Genomic DNA, 18,995 nt, shown 5'->3' on the forward strand with positions numbered 1-18,995 from the left:
CCGGTGTGCCCGGTATCCCCGGTGTGCCCGGTGCATCCGGCGGGCCCGGTGTGCCCTACGGGCCGGGCTCTGCGGACGGCGACGACGGGCCGGTGTGCCCCTCCATGACGGACATCAGGACGTGCTCCAGGGTTGTGGCTGCTGCAGGGGTGAGTGCCGTCCTGCCACTCCTTCAGATGCCGCTCGAGGATCACTCGAGCGGCACTCGAAGGCGGTGGCGCGGATTCCGCCAAGCCGTCCGTTCTCAGTCATCGAGCAGCGGCTTCCACCACTCGGGGTGGTCCACGTACCAGCCGACGACGCGCTTCAGGCCCTCGTCGAGCGTCCACTGCGGCGCGTAGCCGAGCTCGGCGCGGATCTTGTCGTCGTTGATCGCGTAGCGGAAGTCGTGGCCCTTGCGGTCCGGGACGTGCTGCACCTTCGACCAGTCGTGGCCGGTCAGGTCGAGCAGCCGCTCGGTCATCTCGCGGTTGGTCAGGGCGGTGGCGCCGCCGATGTTGTACGTCTCGCCCGCGCGGCCGGCCGTGAGGACGAGCTGGATGGCCCGGCAGTGGTCGTCGACGTGCAGCCACTCGCGGATGTTGGTGCCCTCGCCGTAGAGCGGCACCTGCTGTCCTTGCAGGAGGCGGGTGACGAACTGCGGGATGAGCTTCTCGACGTGCTGGTGGGTGCCGTAGTTGTTGGAGCACCGGGTGATGCGCACGTTGAGCTTGTGGGTGCGGTGGTAGGCGCGGGCGAGGAGGTCGCTGCCGGCCTTCGACGCGGAGTACGGGGAGTTGGGGAGCAGCGGCGACTCCTCGGTCCACGTGCCGGTGGCGATGGACCCGTAGACCTCGTCGGTCGACACGTGCACCACGTTGTCCACACCGGTGTACAGACAGGCGTCGAGGACGCTCTGGGTGCCCAGGACGTTGCTGTGGACGAAGGCCACCGCGCCGTCGACGGAGCGGTCGACGTGGGACTCGGCCGCGAAGTGGACGACGGCGTCGTGGCCGGGGAGCAGCTGGCGCAGCAGGTCCTGGTTGCAGACGTCGCCGCGGACGAAGGTCAGCCGCGGGTCGTCCATCGGCAGGTTGTCCGTGTTGCCGGCGTAGGTGAGCTTGTCGATGACGGTGACGTGCGCGTCCTCGTAGCCGCGGTAGCCGCCGGAGAGCATGGTGCGGACGTAGTGCGAGCCGATGAAGCCGGCGCCGCCGGTGACGAGGACCTTCATGCCATTACCTCCGCGCGCGTGTGGTCACCGATGATCAGCCGGCTGCCCGAGGCCGCCGTGACGGGCTTCCGGACCTCGGCCCAGCGGCCGATGACGCAGCTCTGCAGGTCGCGGACGTTCTTGATGGCGGCGCCCTCGAGGATGATGGAGTCCTCGACGCCGGAGTCCTCCAGGACGCAGTCGCGCCCCACGGCCGTGTACGGGCCGACGTTGCTGTCGGTGACGACGCTTCCGGCGCCGATCACGAGCGGGCCGGTGAGCTTGGACCGGACGACGCGGGCGCCCGGTCCGAGGACGACGGGCCCCTGCAGAATGCTTTCCGCATCGACCTCGGCGCCCTCGCGGTCGGCGGCGGTGCCGCCGGTGCGGGCGAGGATCTCCCGGTTGCACTCCAGCAGGTCGTCGATCTTGCCGGTGTCCTTCCAGTAGCCCTCGTACTCGCGGGCGGTGACCGTCCGGCCCGCGTCCACCAGGTGCTGGATGGCGTCCGTGATCTCCAGTTCGCCGCGGGCGCTGGGCTCGATGGCGCGCACCGCCTCGTGCACGGCGGCGGTGAAGAAGTACACGCCGATGACGGCGAGGTCGCTGCGCGGCGCGCTCGGCTTCTCCACGAGGGCGAGCACCTTGGAGTCCGCGTCGACCTCGGCCACGCCGTACTGGCGCGGGTCCGCCACCTTGGTGACCAGGACCTGGGCGTCGGGGCGGCGCTCGTGGAAGGCCTCGGCGGCCTCGGCGATGCCGTCGGCCAGGACGTTGTCCCCCAGGTACATCACGAAGTCGTCGTCGCCGAGGAAGTCGGCGGCGAGGGCCACGCAGTGCGCGAGTCCGAGCGGGGCCTCCTGGCGGATGTAGGTGAGGCGCAGCCCGAGCCGAGAGCCGTCTCCCACCGTGGCCTCGATCTGCGCCGCGTGGCCGCCGACGATGACGCCCACGTCCTCGATGCCGATGTCCCGCAGGTTTTCCAGGCAGTGCACCAGGACGGGCTTGTTGGCCACGGGGACCAGTTGTTTCGCCATCGAGTAGGTGAAGGGACGCAGCCGCGTACCTTCGCCACCGGACAGGACCAGTGCTTTCATGGGTTCCCCAGAAATTCTCGCAAGGAGACAGGATCGGGGACAACGTGGTCGACCGCGCTCGACTCCGATTCGAGTCACCGTCGAACTAATGTTGACAACTTCTCTCCCCGTCGCGGTCGCTGAGGACGAGGAGCTGAGGATCCATGACGGAGCAGACACGGGCACAGGCGCAGGAGCAGCAGGCGCAGGCCCTGTCGCCGGACGAGGTCGGCGAGGTCTACGACGAGAAGGGCTGGCTCTGGGAGATCTTCATGGGCCAGAACCTGCACATCGGCTGGTGGGACGACGAGGCCCCCGAGATCGACCCCAAGGACCGGCTCACGGACGTCCTCATCGAGCAGGTCGCCCTGCGGCCCGGGCAGCACCTCCTCGACATCGGCTGCGGTCAGGGCCGGCCGGCGCTGCGGCTGGCCGAGGCCAGTGGTGGTGAGGTCACCGGCATCACGGTGAGCGCGGAGCAGGTCGCGGCCGGCACGGAGGCGGCGGCCGGGGCGGGCCTGGCGGACCGGGTGCGGTTCGCGCTGGCGGATGTGTCGGAACTTCCCTACGCGGACGGCGAGTTCGACGCGGCCTGGGCCATGGAGTCGCTGATGTACCTCGGCGACCGGCCCGCCGCGCTGCGCGAGATCGCGCGGGTGCTCAAGCCCGGCGGGGTGTTCGTGCTGTCCGACTACGTCGAGTCGGCCGAGCTGGACGAGGAGTGGCGCAAGGTCCTGCTGGAGGGCTTCACGGTGGGCTCGCTGCCGACCGCGGACCAGTACGTCGAGATGATCACCGCGGCGGGGCTGACCGTCGAGCGGAACTTCGATGCGACCGCGCACCTGCGGCGCTCCGCGGCGCGGATCGACCAGCTCGTGGCGGACAACTACGACAAGGTCGTGGAGAAGGGCGGGCTGCAGTTCGCCGAGGAGTTCAAGGAGATGATCGACCGGGTCTCGAAGCTGGAGCGGGACATGCTCGGCTACTCGGTGATCACCGTCCGCAAGCCGCTCGCCTGAGCCGCGGGGCCCCTGCCGTCCGCCCCTGCCGTCCGCCGGGGCCCGGACTGCGGACCCCGGGCCCTGGACCCTCGGGCCTGGGCTCCTGGGCCTGGGCTCCTGGGCTTGGACTCCCGGGTCTCGGCCCCCGGCGGAACCGGCCCGTCGAGCCGCCGTCGAGCAGGGTTCGAGGCCCGGTTCCAACGATGACCGCATGAAGATTCTCTTTGTTGCGGGAGGCACCTCCGGGGTGATCTTCGGCATCGTCCCGCTGGCCCAGGCCGCCCGTAACGCCGGGCACGAGGTCTTTATGGCCGCCCCCGAGAACATGATGGCGACCATCACGGGCGCCGGGATCCCCGGCGTCCCGGTCTCCGACGTGCCGATGATGGACCACCTCGTCGACCGGCGCGGCATCCGCGTGCCCATCCCCGAGGATCTTCACGAGCGCTACATCTTCAACGGGCGCACGTTCGGCCGCTACGCCGCCGCCTGCCTGGACGGCCTGCTGTCCCTGGTGGCCGACTGGCGCCCGGACGTCGTCGTGGGCGGGGCGCTCGCCTTCGCCGCGCCGCTGATCGCCGGGCACCTGGGCGTGCCGTACGTGAAGCAGGCCATCGACATGGGCGAGCCGCGCACGATCGACCTCGCGGCCGCCGCCGAGCTGGGCCCGGAGCTGGAGCGGCTCGGCATGTACGAGATGCCGCGCACGGATCTGTTCATCGACATCTGCCCGCCCAGTCTGCGGCCCTCCGACGCGCTGCCCGCGCAGATGATGCGCTACGTGCCCTTCGCCACCCAGATGCCGGTCGAGCCCTGGATGTACACCAAGGGCGACCGGCCGCGGGTGCTGGTGTCGGCCGGCAGCCGGGTCACCCCGGAGTCCGACTTCGACATCCTCAGCGGCCTCGTCGACAAGGTCGGCAAGCTGGACGTCGAGCTGCTCATCGCCACGCCGGAGGCGGTCGCGGAGAAGCTGCGGCCGCTGCCGGACCACGTGCGGGCCGGCTGGATCCCGCTGCACCTGGTGGCCCCGACCTGCGACCTCGTCGTCCACCACGCGGGCGGCAACACGACGATGGGGTACCTCTCGTACGGCGTCCCCCAGGTGCTGGTGCCCTACCTGCCCTACTGCGTCGACTACTCGACCCGGCTCAGCGCCTACGGGGCCGCGACGATGATCGACCCGGCCGACGACAGCGCCGAGAACATCGCGCGCGTCTGCGCCGAGATGCTGGCCACCCCCTCCTACCGCGAGCGGGCCGCGGAGCTGGCCGCCGAGGTGTCCGCGCTGCCCACGTCCGCCGACGCGGTGCGGGCGATCGAGCGGCTCGCCGCCGCGGCCTGACACCCGTACGCCCGCCTCCGCACGCGTCCGCGCCACACCGACTCCCAGGGGTACTACCAAATGATCAATCTCTTCCAGCCGCAGGTCGGGGACGCGGAACTCGCCGCCGTGGCCGAGGTGTTCGACAGCAAGTGGCTCGGGCACGGGCCGCGCACGAAGGCCTTCGAGGCGGCGTTCGCCGAGCGCCTCGGGGTCGCCCCGGAGCACGTCCTGTTCGTCAACTCCGGTACGGCCGGGCTGTTCCTGGCGCTCGAGGTCCTCGACCTGGCCGAGGGCGACGAGGTCGTCATCCCGTCCATGAGCTTCCTCGCCGCCGCCAACGCCATCGTCTCCACCGGCGCGACGCCGGTCTTCTGCGACGTCGACCCGCGGACGATGAACCCGACCTGGGAGCACATCGAGGCGGCGGTCACGCCGCGCACCAAGGCGGTCGTGGTGCTGCACTACGGCGGCTGCCCGGGCGACGTGGTGGAGATCGCCGAGCGCTGCCGGGAGCGGGGTCTCGCCCTGGTCGAGGACTCGGCCTGCTCGGTGGACTCCCGCGTGGACGGGCGCGCCGCCGGCTCCTTCGGCGACCTGGCCATGTGGAGCTTCGACGCCGCGAAGGTGCTGGTCACGGGCGACGGCGGGATGCTCTACGTACGGGACGCCGAGCGCGCGCAGCGGGCCCGCCGGCTCGCGTACCACGGGCTCGTGCAGGCCACCGGCCTCGCCTACGCGAAGGTCTCGCACCGCTGGTGGGAGCTGGAGGTCCCCGAGGTGGGCCGGCGCGTGATCGGCAACGACCTGACGGCCGCGATCGGCCTGGTGCAGCTCGGACGGCTCCCGGAGTTCACCGGCCGGCGCAAGGAGATCGTCGCCCTGTACGACCGCGAACTCGCGGACGTCGAGGGCGTGAGGACGCCTCCGCCGCTGCCGGCCGGGCACGAGTCCTCGCACTACTTCTACTGGGTGCAGATGGACGCGCGGATCCGCGACCAGGTCGCCTCCGACCTGCTGGCCGCCGACATCTACACGACCTTCCGCTACGCGCCGCTGCACAAGGTGCCCACCTACAAGTCCGGTGCCGATCTGCCGGGCACCGAGCAGGCGTCCGGCGAGACGCTGTGCCTGCCGATCCACCCGGGGCTCGCCGACGCGGACGTGCTCACCGTGGTGGCCGAGCTGCGCAAGGCGATCGAGACGCGCACCCGGGACCTGGCCCCGGCCGCGGGCTGACCGGGGGAGACCACGTCATGCGACTGCTGTTCATGTCCCCGCTGGCCAAGACGCTGCACGAGACGACCATCGGGCTCGACCTCGCGGACCAGCTCGAGGACGCCGGCGTCGTCAGTCACTTCGTGATCGACGAGTACAACGAGGACCAGCTCAAGACCGCCGGATACGCGTACACCGTGATCACGCCCGCCATGGGCGGCCGGGTCCGCGAGGAGGTCGCGCGCGTCGTCCGGGAGTTCCGGCCGGACGCGATCGTCCTCAGCGACTACCTGGCGCACTGGCTGACCCACCTCGTCAGCTACGAGACCGACCCCTGGTACGTCGAGGACTTCGGCGTGCCGGTGATCCCCATCGACCTGCACGACCTGACGAACATCACGCGGGAGCTGGAGGTGCTGGGGAAGACCGTCGTCGCCGACGGCAACATCCTGGACATGCCGGTGCACCTGCACCCCGTGCCGATGGGCCGCCCGGAGGCCCGGGCCGGCGGGCAGGGCCTGCCGTACCGCGCCAACCGGGGCATCGCGCCGCCGACGGACGCGGTGCGCGCCGAGGTGCGCCGGTCGCTGGGGCTCGGCGGGGCGGAGCGGCTGCTGATGTTCCCGACGCTGCCGTGGCAGGAGACGATGCAGACGCGGGCCGGCCCTCGGACGCGCGAGCTGGCGGTCCGCGTGCCGCGGCTGATCGGGCACTACCTGCGGCAGCTCCCGGACGACACCCACTTCGTCGTCGCCGGGCCGTACCTGGACGGGCTGGGGCTGCCGCCCGAGCGCGTCCACGTGGAGCCCTCGTACACCGCGCAGCGCTACCACGCCCTGATCGGCGCCTCGGACGCCGTGATGTCGGCCTTCCTGCCGTCCTACGCGCTCGAACGGGCCGTCCTCGCCGACGTGCCCGGGCTGTTCGCCGTCAACACCCACGACATGGGGGAGGCGGCGGGCGACGGCGGGCGGGCCGGGGCGCCGGACGGGCTCTCGCCCGCGGTCCGGGCGTGGCTCGCGGACTTCCCCGGCGCCGTCCCCGCGTTCCACATGTGGCCCCTGGGCTGGAACAAGGTCATGGGGCCGCTGCTGGTGGACAACCCGTTCGCCGACACCGCCGTACGCACCGAGCTGTTCGACGAGCGGGCCGTCGTCGAGGGCCTGACGGGCATCCTCCACGACCCGCTGGTCCGCGGCCGCCTGGCGGAGGCGCGCGCGGCCTACCGGGACGGGATCGACCGGCTCCCGGAGACCGCCGAGGTCTTCGCCACCGCGGCGCAGCGCGTGGGCCTGACGCTCTGAGGCGTGGGCCCGGCGGCGCTGAGCCTCCTTCGAGCGGCGCTCTAACCGGGTGCCGAATGCTGAAGCAACCGCACATCATGAGGAGGGCTGCCGTGTTCCGGCAGACAAGCGAATTCCACGACTGGTTCGCCGAACAGCGCGCGGCGCAGGACCACCGGGTGACGCCCGCCCCGCTGCGCGGCCTCGACGGCTGGTCGTTCGAGCCGGGGACCGGCGACATCCGGCACCGCAGCGGGCGGTTCTTCAGCATCGAGGGCATCGCGGCGGAGACCGACAACCGCGAGGTCGCCGCCTGGTCGCAGCCGATCATCGTGCAGCCGGAGTCCGGGATCCTGGGCATCCTGGTGAAGGAGTTCGCCGGCGTCCCGCACTTCCTGCTCCAGGTGAAGATGGAGCCGGGGAACATCAACATCCTGCAGCTCTCCCCGACCGTGCAGGCGACGCGGAGCAACTTCACCCGGGTGCACCAGGGGAACGCCGTCCCGTACCTGGAGCACTTCCTGGCGCCGCGCTCCGGGCGGGTGGTCTTCGACGCCCTGCAGTCGGAGCAGGGGTCGTGGTTCCTGGGCAAGCGCAACCGCAACATGATCATCGAGGTGGAGGGGGACGTCCCCGTCCGCGACGGCTTCTGCTGGCTCACGCTGGACCAGATCGGCGAGCTGCTGAACGTCGAGAACCTCGTCAACATGGACACCCGCACCGTGCTGTCGGGCCTCCCCGACGGCTGGGCCGTCCAGGGCCGCACCACCGGTGCCGAGGGCCGGGCCCTGCACGGGACGGCCGCGCTGCTCAGCTGGTTCACCGAGGCCAAGGCCTCGCACCGGCTCGACCGCCGCCGCATCCCGCTGGCGGAGGTCGGCGGCTGGGCCGAGTCCGACGGGGCCGTGGTGCACGAGAGCGGCCGCTTCTTCAAGGTCATCGGCGTGGACGTCGAGGCCCAGGGCCGCGAGGTCGCCCGCTGGTCGCAGCCCATGATCGCGCCGGTCGGGCGGGGCGTGATCGCCTTCCTCGCCCGGCGGATCGAGGGCACCGTCCACCTGCTGGTGAACGCGCGCACCGAGGCGGGCAGCTTCGACGTCCTCGAAATGGGCCCCACCGTGCAGTGCGCGCCCGCCAACTACGAGGGCCTGCCCGCCGGGAGCCGTCCGCGGTTCCTGGACGAGGTGCTCTCGGCAGCCCCCGAGCGGGTCCTGCTGGACGTCGTCCATTCCGAGGAGGGCGGCCGCTTCTACCACGCGGAGAACCGCTACCTCGCGGTCGAGGCGCCGGACGACTTCCCGCTCGACGTCGGCCCGGACCACATCTGGATGACACCCCATCAGCTCGGGGCGATGGTCCGCCACTCCCACCACGTGAACGTCGAGGCCCGCAACCTCCTGGCCTGCCTGCGGTTCCTGCGGTGAACGCCGCCGAGCGGGGCACCGCGGCCGGGACGGTGCGCCTCGGCCTCCTGGGCTGCGCCGACATCGCCCTGCGCCGGGTGCTGCCCGCCGTGGCCCGGACCGGGGGCATCGCGCTCACGGCCGTGGCGGCCCGCGACACCGCCCGGGCCGCGCAGGTCGCGCAGCAGTACGGGGCCGAAGCCGCCGCCGGCTACGCCGAGCTGCTGGAGCGGGACGACGTCGACGCCGTCTACGTGCCGCTGCCCTCGGCGCTGCACGCCGAGTGGACCGAGCGCGCGCTGCTCGCCGGGAAGCACGTCCTGGCCGAGAAGCCGCTGACCCTGGACGCCGCGGAGACGGCACGGCTCGTGGACCTCGCGCGCTCCCGCGGGCTGGTGCTGATGGAGAACTTCATGTTCGTCCACCACCCGCAGCACCGGCACGTGCGGCGGCTGCTGGACGAGGGCGCGATCGGCGACGTCCGCACCGTCCACGCCGCGTTCGCCATCCCGCCGCGGCCCGACGGTGACATCCGCTACCGGGCGGACCTCGGCGGCGGCGCGCTCTTCGATGTCGGCGTCTACCCGCTGCGGGCCGCCCAGCTGCTGCTCGGGCCCGGCCTGGAGGTGGTCGGCGCGGACCTGCGCACCGACCCGGAGCGGGGCGTGGACGTCGCGGGCAGTGTGCTGCTGCGGCGGCACGACGGGGTGACCGCGCACCTCACGTTCGGCATGGAACACCACTACACGTCACGTTACGAAGTGCTCGGCAGCGGGGGCCGGCTCCGCCTCGACCACGCCTTCACGCCCCCGGCCGACCACCGCCCGGTGGTCGTGATCGAGCGGCGCGGCGGCGTCGAGGAGCTGGAGCTGGAGCCGTTCGACCAGGTCACGGCCGCCGTCCGAGCGTTGGTGACGACCATCGGATCCGGCGCCGGTACGACGACCGGCGAGGCGACCGTCCGCCACGCGGAGCTGGTCGCCGACGTCCACCGGGCAGGGCACGCGCGCAGAGGCCGGGCCGGCACCGCCCGACGACTCGCTGAGTACGCCGTAGGAGGCGAAGAGATATGAACGAGGCCAAGGCCCGCATTCTGGAGCAGGTCCGTGAGTACCACGGCAGCGACGAGAAGGAGTTCGTCCCCGGGGAGACCGGCGTGTGGCCGGCCGGTGCGGTCTTCGACGCCGACGACCGGGTGGCGCTGGTCGAGGCCGCGCTGGACATGCGCATCGCCGCCGGCGTGAGCTCCCGCCGCTTCGAGCGCCAGTTCGCCAAGTATTTCAAGCTGCGCAAGGCCCACCTGACCAACTCGGGCTCCTCGGCCAACCTGCTCGCGCTGTCGGCCTTCACCTCCCCGCAGCTGGAGGACCGGCGGCTGCAGCCCGGCGACGAGGTGATCACCGTGGCGGCGGGCTTCCCGACCACCGTCAACCCGATCATCCAGAACGGCCTGGTGCCCGTCTTCATCGACGTCGAGCTCGGCACGTACAACACGACGCCGGAGCGCATCGCCGAGGCCATCGGCCCGCGCACCAAGGCGATCATGATCGCGCACTCGCTGGGCAACCCCTTCGCCGTCGAGGAGGTCGCGAAGCTCGCCGAGGAGCACGACCTCTTCCTCATCGAGGACAACTGCGACGCCGTCGGCTCGCTCTACCGCGGCAAGCCCACCGGCACCTTCGGCGACATCGCCACCACCAGCTTCTACCCCGCGCACCACCTCGCGATGGGCGAGGGCGGCTGCGTGCTGACCGACAACCTCGCGCTCGCGCGCATCGTCGAGTCCATGCGCGACTGGGGCCGGGACTGCTGGTGCGAGCCGGGCGAGGACAACCGCTGCTTCAAGCGGTTCGACTACCAGATGGGCGACCTGCCGCACGGCTACGACCACAAGTACATCTTCTCCCACGTGGGTTACAACCTGAAGGCGACCGACCTCCAGGCCGCCCTCGGCCTCAGCCAGCTCTCCAAGATCGATGCGTTCGGCGAGGCCCGGCGCGCCAACTGGAAGCGGCTGCGCGAGGGCCTGGACGGGGTGCCGGGGCTGCTCCTGCCGGAGGCCACGCCCGACAGCGACCCCAGCTGGTTCGGCTTCGCCATCACCGTGCGCCCCGAGGCCCGCTACACCCGCAAGGACCTCGTGGCGTTCCTGGAGGGCCGGAAGATCGGCACCCGCCGCTTCTTCGCCGGCAACCTCACCCGCCACCCGGCCTACCTGGACCGCCCGCGCCGGATCAGCGGCTCGCTCGCCAACAGCGACCTCGTCGCCGAGCACACCTTCTGGATCGGCGTCTACCCCGGCCTCACCCCCGAGATGATCGACTACTCGGCCGAGTCCATCCGGGACTTCGCCGCGAAGAACTCCTGACGCCCGCACCTCCTGACGCGCTCCGGCCCCTCCCGGCGCGCCCGCACCGCCACCCACCGCACCACCGCACACCACAGGAGCCCTCACGATGACCAGGGACGCAGCCGCAGCCGTACCCACCCTGCTGGAGGCCGCCGCCGCGGCCGCCCCGCTCGCCGCCGCGCACGCCGCGGACGCGGAGGCGGACCGCCGTCTCTCCCCGCCCGTCGTGGAGGCGATCGTGGCCGCCGGGTTCTCCAGCCACTTCGCCCCGGCGGCGCTCGGCGGTGCGGCCGGGACCTTCGCGGAGCTCCTCGACGCCTCCGCGGCGCTCGGCGAGGGCTGCGCCTCGGCCGCCTGGTTCGCCTCCGTGATCGCCAGCGCCGGACGGCTCACCGCCTACCTGCCGCAGGAGGGCCGCGAGGGCGTCTGGGCCAAGGGGCCGCAGACCGTCGTCGTCGCCGGGCTCATGCCCTCGGGCACGGCCGAGCGCGCACCCGGCGGCTGGCGTGTCACCGGCTCGTGGAACTACGTCAGCGCCGTCGACTTCTCCGACTGGACGCTCGTCGCCGCCCGCACCGGTGAGGAGGGCACCGGCGTGCGCGTCCTCGCCGTGCCCCGCACCGACTACGCGATCAGCGAGACGTGGCAGGTCATCGGCATGCGCGGCACCGGCAGCAACACCGTCGTGCTCGACGAGGTGCTGGTGCCCGACGCGTTCACCGTCCCCCTCGACGTGCTGCTCGCCGGCCTCGCCCCCGAGGCGGAGGCGGCCTGCCACCGGGTGCCGATGAAGGCCGCCAACGGTGTCACCCTCGCCGGGCCCCTGCTCGGCGCGACCCGGGGCGCGCTGCGCCGCTGGCGCGAGCTCGTCGCCGCCAAGCTGGCGGCCCCCGCGGGCGCCATCTCCGGCGGCTCCGACCACGGCACCTTCGAACAGCTCCTGGCCCGTGCCGAGGGCGAGACCGACGCGGCCGGGCTGCTGCTGGAGCGCGTCGCCCGCACCACCGACTCCGGTGCCGTCGACGCACTCGGCACCGCCCGCAACGGCCGGGACTGCGCGCTCGCCGCGGAGATGCTCGCGACGGTCTCCGACCGCCTGCTGCGCTCGGCCGGCACCCGTGCGCAGGCCGAGGGCGAGGAGCTCCAGCGGCGCTGGCGGGACGTGAACTGCGGTGCGGGCCACAGCGGTCTGCAGTTCCCGACGGCGGCAGGCGCGTACGCCCGGCTGCTGAACGCCTCCGCCTGAGCGGCTTCCGCCGGAGCAACTCCCCTGACCGGCCTGCCGGTCACGTCACGGAAAGCGCCGGACGGACCCGTCGAGGGTCCGTCCGGCGCTTCGTGTGCGGGTGACCGGGGTCAGAGGCCGGCGGACACCAGGGGGCGGCGCTGCGCGGGCACCGTCTCCGAGGGGTTGAGCACGTCCAGCTGCAGCCGCTGCAGCTCCGGGGAGGGCTCGAGGCCCAGCTCGTCGTTGAGGATCCGGCGCAGGCTCTGGTACGCCTGCAGGGCCTCGGCGCGCCGGCCGGAGTGGTTGAGGGCGGAGATCAGCTGGCCGTGGAACCACTCGTTGAGCGGGTAGTCGTTGACCAGGGCGCGCAGCAGGGGGATGGACTCGCGCTGCCGGCCGAGCTGGAGCTCCGCCTCGATGCGCAGCTCCAGGGCCCGGATGCGCAGCTCGTTGAGGTGCACGATGCGGCCGGTGAGGACGTCGCCCGCGGGGATGTTGGAGAGCGCGGGACCCCGCCAGAGGGCCAGCGCCTGCTCCAGGCGCTGGACGGCGGCCTCGGGCCGGCCGTTCTCCAGCGCCGTCTTCCCCTGCAGCACGAGGCGTTCGAAGATCTTGATGTCGACCTCGTGGTCCTCCACGCGGATGAGGTAGCCGGGCGGCTGGGTGATCAGCAGGGCCCGCTCGGCGGGCACCAGCCGCTCGGCTATGAACATCTTGCGCGCGTGGTAGATGTACGTCTGCAACGTGGTCAAGGCGCTGCGCGGCGGGGCCTCGCCCCAGAGCTCCTGGATCAGCGACTCCGAGGTGACGATCTCGTTGGGCCGGGTCAGGAGCAGGGCCAGGGTCTGGCACACCTTCGGCGTGCTGGGCAGGTGTGGTGGTCGTCCGTCTCCGGTGACGATCTCGAACGGGCCGATGAGGTTGAATCGCACTGCACACACTCCTGTACCGGGTGCAAAGATCCCTGTGCCGCGTTGAGCAAGTGCTGACAACGTAGGTGTCGGCCGCACAAAACCCCCACCTCGGTTTGATGAGAGTGTCAGGCTACCGACCGGTAGGTTTTCTTTCTTGCGAGGCCCGTCACGTGCGCTTCATACGTGTGTCATGCGTGGCACGCGGGCAGCCCGCCGTGGTACTCGATCATCTCCGAGAAGAGCAGGCCGATGTCCAGCGGACGGCCGGGAGGAGCCCCCTTCTCCTCCGCGTAGGCGCGGTGCAGATTGGGCACCAGGCGCTCGGAGTCGAGCAGTTCGGCGTACTCCCCGAGGTCCGCTTCGCGCGCGGCCTCCAGCGGGCCGATCCCCGCCGCGAGGCCGGCCCGCGCGATCTCCTGGACGCGCCGCAGGTACCCCTCCGTGGCGTCCAGCAACTCCGGTCCGCCCACGGGGCCGTGGCCCGCGACGACCGTCACCGGGTCGAGCGCGCGCAGCTGCTCGGTCACGGCCAGGGAGCCGGAGACCGAGCCCATCAGGCAGAACGGAGTGGCCCCCGACATCACCAGGTCGCCGGTGAACAGGACCCGCTGCTCGGGCAGCCAGACGACCGTGTCGTTGGTGGTGTGCCCGGTGCCCGGGTGCAGCAGCTCGGCCGTGACGTCCCCGATGTGCAGGGTCAGCCGGTCGCGGAAGGTGAGGGTGGGCAGCTCGACGGAGACGTCCCCCCAGCACACCTCGGGCCACAGGCCCGTCAGGTGCAGGCCGATGTCCGCCATCTCGGTGCGGGTGCGCTCGTGGGAGACGACCACCGCGTCGTCGGCGAACAGGTAGTTGCCGAAGGTGTGGTCACCGTGGGAGTGGGTGTTGACGACGAACTGCGGGGGCCGCGCCGTGAGCGGCGTGACGGCCTCCTTCAGGGCGCGTGCCCGCGCCTCCGTGGCGGCCGTGTCGACCAGGGCGGAGCGGTTGCCGGCGACGATGAGGCCGGCGTTGTTCAGGCACCAGCCGCCGTCGGGCTGGATGTAGGCGTGGACGTTCTCCGCGACCTCTTGGAGTCGGGGGGTGTCGTGGGTGTTCCGGGTGTTCACGGGGTGCGCTCCGTGGGTGGTCGGGGGTGGACCCGATCACTGTGGCGAGCGGGGATCGAGTGCGGGTCGAGGGGGACGGGCCGCCAGCACTGCTGCCGCCAGCCCCGCGTCCAGGACCGTTCCCGCCGTCGGTCTTCTCGTCGTGCCGAAGACCGCCGGGGCCACCGCCGCGCTGACCGTGTAGCCCGCGTCCAGCGTGTGGGACTCCAGGTGCCAGTCGCCGTCGTCGGCCGGTGAGCCGTCCGAGCGCAGCAGGCGGGCCGTGGCGCCCGACGCGGCCGGGATCGTGAAGCCGAAGGAGGTGAAGGGCAGTCGCAGGCCCAGGCCCAGGGCCTTGCTGTACGCCTCCTTGAGCGTCCACAGGCGGATCATGGACGCGTTGCGGTCCCGCTCCGGCAGCCAGCCCAGCGCGGCCCGCTCGTAGGCGGTGAAGGACTCCTCGGCCAGGCCCGTGCCGTAGATGGAGCGTGCCGAGGACTCCACGTCGACCCCGATCGGGCCGACGTGGCTGAGACCCACCGCGAGGATGTCCCCCGTGTGGCTCAGGCTCACCTCCAGTTGCCCGCAACCGCGCAGGTAGGGCCTGCCGTTGGGGTTGCGGGCCAGCTCCAGTTCGCCCGGGTCGGCGTCCAGGACGGCGCCCGCCGCGTACTTCAGCAGGAGCCGGGAGGCGGCGAAGCGCCGCCGGGTCTGTTCCTGGCGGATGCCGGCGTGGCGCCCGGCCTCCTGCCCGAGCAGCCTGCCGAGCTCGTCGTCCGGCAGGCCGTGGTCGCCCCAGTCGGCCATCAGCCCGTAGAGGAGCGCGAAGCCCCGCTCCTCCATGGCGGTGTCCGTGGCGGTCCACGGGCCGTCCGGGGCCGTCACCCGGACGGGCGCCGGACCGGCCAGCCCGCGGCGACCGGATGTGGCCATGTCATCTCCCTTTATGCGACTGCCCGTTACGCGGCGGGCGCTATGCAGCGGTCGGCGCGCCGCCCAGCAGCACGTCGTACAGGTCGAGGCTGCGGCCCTGTGCGCAGCGCTCCACCACCGCCGCGAGCAGCGCCTCGCCGCGCCGGTCGTCGGCGGCGGGCTCCGGCAGGCCGAGACGGAACTGGACCCTGCCGAGCGCGGCGATCAGCCAGGCGGGGTCGGACAGGAAGCCCGCCTCCCGCTCCCGGTCGCCGTGCAGCCACACGCCCAGGCAGGCCGCCGCCGCCGCGAGCAGGGTGTAGCGCTCGGCGAGGGCGTAGCCGTGCGGGGTGGCCAGGGCGGCGAGGTCCTGCTCGGGCAGCGCGCGGCACTCCTGGCCGAGCGCCCGCAGCTCCGCGGCCAGCGCCCGCACCTGCGAGTGCAGCACCTCCCCGTCCGGGCCGGTGACGGGGAGGGCGTCCAGGGTCTCTTCGGCGTGCGGCAGCACGGCCATCAGCGTGTCCGCGCCGGCGGCGAGGTCGAGCCGTCCGGGGTCGAGCGGGGGCAGAGGTGCCGAGGCCGAGAACAGGCCGGGCGGTGGCGTGGCCGCGGTCCACGAGGTCCGGGCGAGGAAGGGGAGTTGGGGGACCAGGGTGGCCAGAGCCGCGGCGGCGCCGATCGGACCCGGCGGGATCTCGGACAGGTCGCGCAGGTGTTTGCGGAACGTACCGAAGCCGCCTTCCTCCTGCAGGGCGCGCGGCCCCAGCACGGCCGCGAGGTCGCCCGTGCTCTGCTGCAGCATGCGCACCACCAGGCACATGGCGGCGGCCGTCCAGACGCTGGACTCCTCCGGCAGGAGGTGCAGCGAGCGGATCGCGGCCAGCAGCAGGCAGTCGCACACCAGCACGTCCGCGAACGAGGACGTGATCGCGCGCCGCGCGTACCGCGAGGTCAGCGGGCGCACCCCGGGTGCGCGCTCCAGCACCGCCGCGACCACCGAGCGCAGGGCGGTGTCGGCGCAGCCGACCGCCATCGACGGCACGAGCGGTCTGCTGACCTGGAGGGACCGCAGCGCGACCGCCGTGCCGTCGCCGGGCGCGCCGAGCGTGCTGCCCGCCGGCACGGGCCACCGGTCGAACTCCAGGAAGCCCGCGGGCAGCCGGCGCACCGCGGTGGCGTCGTACCGGGACAGCAGCCGCACGGCGTCCGGCGGCAGGTCGGCGCGGTCCAGGAGCAGCGCCGAGTGGGCGCCGTCGCCGTCCGCGTGCCGGGCGAGCAGGACGAAGCCTGCGGCCAGGGGGGCGTTGGCGATCAGCGGGGTGCGGCCGTCCAGCACCCCGCCGCCCTGCCGTGCGGGGGTCAGGGTGAGGTCGCCGCTGCTGAACTCGTTGCCGTAGGACATGTTCTGGAACGCGACGGACAGCCGCCCGCCGTCCAGGAGCAGCCGGGCCGTGCGGGCCTGCTGCTCCGGGGTGCCGTGGCACCAGGCGAACACCGCGGAGACCAGGGAGGCCGAGCCGTGGCCGCGGCCGAGGGCGAAGTCCCGCCGGAACACCGCGCGCAGCAGCTGCGTCGCGGTGTCCAGGCCGGTCAGCCGGCCGCCGAGGGGCTGCGGGACGATCTCCTCGCGCAGGCCGAAGGCGTCCAGCAGGGGTTCGCCGCCCAGCGGCAGCTCGCCCCGGCGGTCGGCGGCCAGCACGGCGGCGTGACCGAGGGGGTTGCCCGGGTCGAGGGGGTCGCCGAGGCGGCGCTCCAGTGCGGCCACCCGGTCGGCGGCGGGGACGGCGGCGGGGACGGCCCCGCTCAGGGATCCGATGTCAGAAGACCTGGTCATGGGTGATCAGGCGGGACTTCAGCTGCACCTCGCCGCCGTTCACCACCAGCGTGTCGTGCACGGTGCAGCTCGGGTTGATCTCGGGCTTGCCGCCGGGGCGGACGGTCACCACGAGGGCGTACACCGTCGACTTGACCGTGCCGTCGTCCTGCGGGTCCAGGGCGATCTGGTTGAACCAGTGGCGGCGCGTGACCGGGTCGCCGTCGAACTTCTTGTGGAAGTTCACCAGCTCCTCGACGATGCCGGGGCGGCCGACGGCGGGCTCGGCGCCCGGCGAGTGCTGGAAGACGCCGTCCTCGGTGAACGTCGCCGCGTACTCCTCGAAGCGGCGCGCGTCGAGGTGGTGCATCTGGTGGGCGTAGAAGTGCTGGACCTGGGAGTGGAGCTCCGTCAGGGACTGGGTGGCGGTCATGGTGCCTCTCCGGGAACGAAGGAAGAAGGGGGAGGGGAAGGGGGAAGGGGGGAGAGAAGGGGTCAGCCGGCCTGTGCGGCGGCGCGCTGCTCGGCGTAGGTCGCGGCGTGCGCCATGGTGGCGAGGCTGTTGCGGCCGAGGGCCTCGCGGAGGTACGCGCGGGCGTCGGCGAGCGTGGCACCCGCGCCCAGGACCTCGGTGACCGCCTCGGGGTCGATCGCCACCGTGTGCCGGGCGGTGGCGACGGCCCCGCCCCCGGGCTTGTCCGCGAAGTGCCACAGGCCGCTGTGGCCGAGCAGCAGCTTCGGCATGACGTGCTGCTTGTAGGCGATCCACTCCGGGCCGCGGCAGATACGGGTGGAGTGCGTGGTGTGGGCGGAGCCGTCGGCGGTGACGGTGTCCATCTCCAGGTCCTGGATGCCGGGGACGTCCTCGGTCAGCCGGGCCTGCCGGACGTGCGGGAGCCGCTCCGCCCACAGGCCGGCGCGGTCGACGAAGTCGAAGGCGTCGGCGGCCGAACCCGTCAGCTCCACGGTGTCGGTGAAGGAGAACACCACGTCGGAAGCGGTGCCGCCGTACTCGGCGATCCGCGCCAGCGCCGCCAGCTCCTCGGGGCTGTTGCGGTCGAGCGCGGCGTTGACGGCCGCGACCGTCTCCGGGGCGTCGCCGACGGCCGTGAAGTCGTGGAGCAGCACCACGCGGGTGCCGCCGCCCGGCAGCGCCTCGAAGATCCACTCGCCGCCCATGGAGGCGATGGGGGCCGTGCTGCGCTCCTGGCGGAAGGTCACGCGCAGCGCCTCGGGGTCGAGGGTGCGCCGGGAGGTCCAGGTGCTGACCTTGCCGTTGACCGTGGCCCAGATCTCGAAGCGCTCCGCCCGCTCGCCGCGCTCCAGGTGGTGGACGTGGACGCTCGGCCCGAAGATCGCGGGCCAGGTCGTGACGTCCGCGACCAGGGCGTAGAGCACCTCCGGGGGCGCGGAAACATCCAGGGTGTGCTCGGTGTGGTGCCGGCGCGGTTCCGTCATGTCGTTCGTCTCCTCGGTGCGTACGGGGCCGGGCCCGGGCACGTGGGTGTCCCGTGCCCGGACCCGGGTGCTGCGGACCGCCCGGTGCGGCGCGCGGCGCGTCAGGCGGCGGCGGCCTCGGTGACCAGGCCGTTGACGAGGTCGATGAGCGCGCGCGGCGTCTCGACCTCGACGAGCTCGTCGTCCGGGACGACGACGCCGAACTCCTGCTTGATCTGGGCGGCGCTCTCCATCAGGGCGAGCGAGTCGTAGCCCAGCTCGTCGAAGGGGCGGTCGGAGATGTCACCGGTGATGTCGATGCTGTCGTCGACGCCGGCGCACTCGACGAGGATGCGGCGGACGTCGTCAACGGTCATGTGGGCCATGGGAATTGCTCCAAGCGGTAGAGAAGGCCGATGGGGTGAGGGGAGCCGGCGCCCGTGCCTACGCGGCGCGGACGACGACGGCCGAGTTGAAGCCGTGCCGGCCGCGGGCGAGCACCAGGGCGGTGCGGACCTGCTGGTCGCGGGGCCCGCCCCGGACCAGGTCGAGGCCGTAGGCCTCGGGCACCGGGGCGCCCGTGGGGGTCGGCGGGATGACGCCGTCGCGGATCGACAGCAGCGCCGTCGCGACGTCCAGCGGGCCGCCGCCGGAGTAGAGCCGGCCGGTGAGGGCCTTCGGGGCGGTGACGGGCACCGCTCCGGCGCCGAAGACGCCGCTGATGGCCGCGGCCTCCGCCGCGTCCAGCCCGGGCAC

The 18,995-nt window shown here is 72.7% G+C and carries 17 protein-coding genes and 1 pseudogene; 8 read left to right on the forward strand and 10 right to left on the reverse strand.

Annotated elements, in window-relative coordinates; all coding sequences use genetic code 11:
* Positions 1–244: 244 nt before the first annotated feature.
* On the reverse strand, positions 245–1,213 hold the full coding sequence (gene rfbB / locus V7793_RS17475; RefSeq protein ID WP_058047358.1) for a dTDP-glucose 4,6-dehydratase: 969 nt from the start codon (positions 1,211–1,213) through the stop codon (positions 245–247).
* A complete protein-coding gene (locus V7793_RS17480) occupies positions 1,210–2,289 on the reverse strand; it encodes a glucose-1-phosphate thymidylyltransferase (RefSeq protein WP_336007529.1) in 1,080 nt (359 codons plus the stop codon). Before V7793_RS17480 ends, rfbB begins: the two co-directional genes overlap by 4 nt.
* A gap of 143 nt (positions 2,290–2,432) precedes the next feature.
* On the opposite strand from V7793_RS17480, the gene V7793_RS17485 reads away from it, so the two are divergent.
* The 8 genes from V7793_RS17485 to V7793_RS17520 all read left to right on the forward strand — a co-directional run bounded on the left by V7793_RS17485 (position 2,433) and on the right by V7793_RS17520 (position 12,093).
* A complete protein-coding gene (locus V7793_RS17485; RefSeq protein ID WP_336007531.1) occupies positions 2,433–3,287 on the forward strand; it encodes a methyltransferase domain-containing protein in 855 nt (284 codons plus the stop codon).
* Between the two features lie 193 nt (positions 3,288–3,480).
* Positions 3,481–4,614, forward strand: coding sequence for a nucleotide disphospho-sugar-binding domain-containing protein (locus V7793_RS17490; RefSeq protein WP_168095351.1), 1,134 nt, complete (start codon positions 3,481–3,483; stop codon positions 4,612–4,614).
* A gap of 60 nt (positions 4,615–4,674) precedes the next feature.
* A complete protein-coding gene (locus V7793_RS17495; protein WP_336007534.1) occupies positions 4,675–5,832 on the forward strand; it encodes a DegT/DnrJ/EryC1/StrS family aminotransferase in 1,158 nt (385 codons plus the stop codon).
* A gap of 17 nt (positions 5,833–5,849) precedes the next feature.
* Positions 5,850–7,115: a DUF6365 family protein gene (locus V7793_RS17500; protein WP_336007535.1), complete on the forward strand. Its 1,266-nt coding sequence runs from the start codon at positions 5,850–5,852 to the stop codon at positions 7,113–7,115.
* A gap of 92 nt (positions 7,116–7,207) precedes the next feature.
* Positions 7,208–8,518: an NDP-hexose 2,3-dehydratase family protein gene (locus tag V7793_RS17505; protein WP_336007537.1), complete on the forward strand. Its 1,311-nt coding sequence runs from the start codon at positions 7,208–7,210 to the stop codon at positions 8,516–8,518.
* Positions 8,515–9,570, forward strand: a complete 1,056-nt coding sequence (locus V7793_RS17510) for a Gfo/Idh/MocA family protein (RefSeq protein ID WP_336007540.1) — start codon at positions 8,515–8,517, stop codon at positions 9,568–9,570. The genes V7793_RS17505 and V7793_RS17510 overlap by 4 nt, the downstream gene beginning before the upstream one ends.
* A complete protein-coding gene (gene rfbH / locus V7793_RS17515; RefSeq protein WP_336007541.1) occupies positions 9,567–10,865 on the forward strand; it encodes a lipopolysaccharide biosynthesis protein RfbH in 1,299 nt (432 codons plus the stop codon). The genes V7793_RS17510 and rfbH overlap by 4 nt, the downstream gene beginning before the upstream one ends.
* Before the next feature lie 88 nt (positions 10,866–10,953).
* Positions 10,954–12,093, forward strand: coding sequence for a hydrolase (locus V7793_RS17520; RefSeq protein ID WP_336007543.1), 1,140 nt, complete (start codon positions 10,954–10,956; stop codon positions 12,091–12,093).
* Positions 12,094–12,203: 110 nt separating this feature from the next.
* Here the strand turns inward: V7793_RS17520 and V7793_RS17525 are convergent, their stop codons facing one another.
* The 8 genes and pseudogenes from V7793_RS17525 to V7793_RS17560 form a co-directional block, all read right to left on the reverse strand.
* Positions 12,204–13,007, reverse strand: coding sequence for an AfsR/SARP family transcriptional regulator (locus V7793_RS17525; RefSeq protein WP_336007545.1), 804 nt, complete (start codon positions 13,005–13,007; stop codon positions 12,204–12,206).
* Between the two features lie 170 nt (positions 13,008–13,177).
* Positions 13,178–14,098 (reverse strand): MBL fold metallo-hydrolase, encoded by a 921-nt coding sequence (locus V7793_RS17530; protein ID WP_336007546.1) that lies wholly within the window; start codon positions 14,096–14,098, stop codon positions 13,178–13,180.
* A gap of 36 nt (positions 14,099–14,134) precedes the next feature.
* Positions 14,135–15,010, reverse strand: a complete 876-nt coding sequence (locus tag V7793_RS17535) for a 4'-phosphopantetheinyl transferase family protein (RefSeq protein WP_336007547.1) — start codon at positions 15,008–15,010, stop codon at positions 14,135–14,137.
* 40 nt (positions 15,011–15,050) lie between these two features.
* On the reverse strand, positions 15,051–16,823 hold the full coding sequence (locus tag V7793_RS17540; RefSeq protein WP_336007549.1) for an acyl-CoA dehydrogenase family protein: 1,773 nt from the start codon (positions 16,821–16,823) through the stop codon (positions 15,051–15,053).
* Positions 16,807–17,235 carry a nuclear transport factor 2 family protein gene (locus V7793_RS17545; RefSeq protein WP_168092916.1) on the reverse strand — a complete coding sequence of 143 codons (429 nt, stop codon included), beginning with the start codon at positions 17,233–17,235 and terminating at the stop codon, positions 16,807–16,809. Before V7793_RS17545 ends, V7793_RS17540 begins: the two co-directional genes overlap by 17 nt.
* A 62-nt stretch (positions 17,236–17,297) precedes the next feature.
* On the reverse strand, positions 17,298–18,260 hold the full coding sequence (locus tag V7793_RS17550) for an aromatase/cyclase (RefSeq protein WP_336007552.1): 963 nt from the start codon (positions 18,258–18,260) through the stop codon (positions 17,298–17,300).
* A 101-nt stretch (positions 18,261–18,361) separates the two neighbouring features.
* Positions 18,362–18,625: an acyl carrier protein gene (locus V7793_RS17555; RefSeq protein WP_058047372.1), complete on the reverse strand. Its 264-nt coding sequence runs from the start codon at positions 18,623–18,625 to the stop codon at positions 18,362–18,364.
* Positions 18,626–18,683: 58 nt separating this feature from the next.
* Positions 18,684–18,995 (reverse strand): annotated as a pseudogene (locus V7793_RS17560) (ketosynthase chain-length factor); the annotation flags it as partial.

The organism is Streptomyces sp. KLMMK (genome assembly GCF_036961605.1).
GTDB lineage: Bacteria > Actinomycetota > Actinomycetes > Streptomycetales > Streptomycetaceae > Streptomyces > Streptomyces telluris.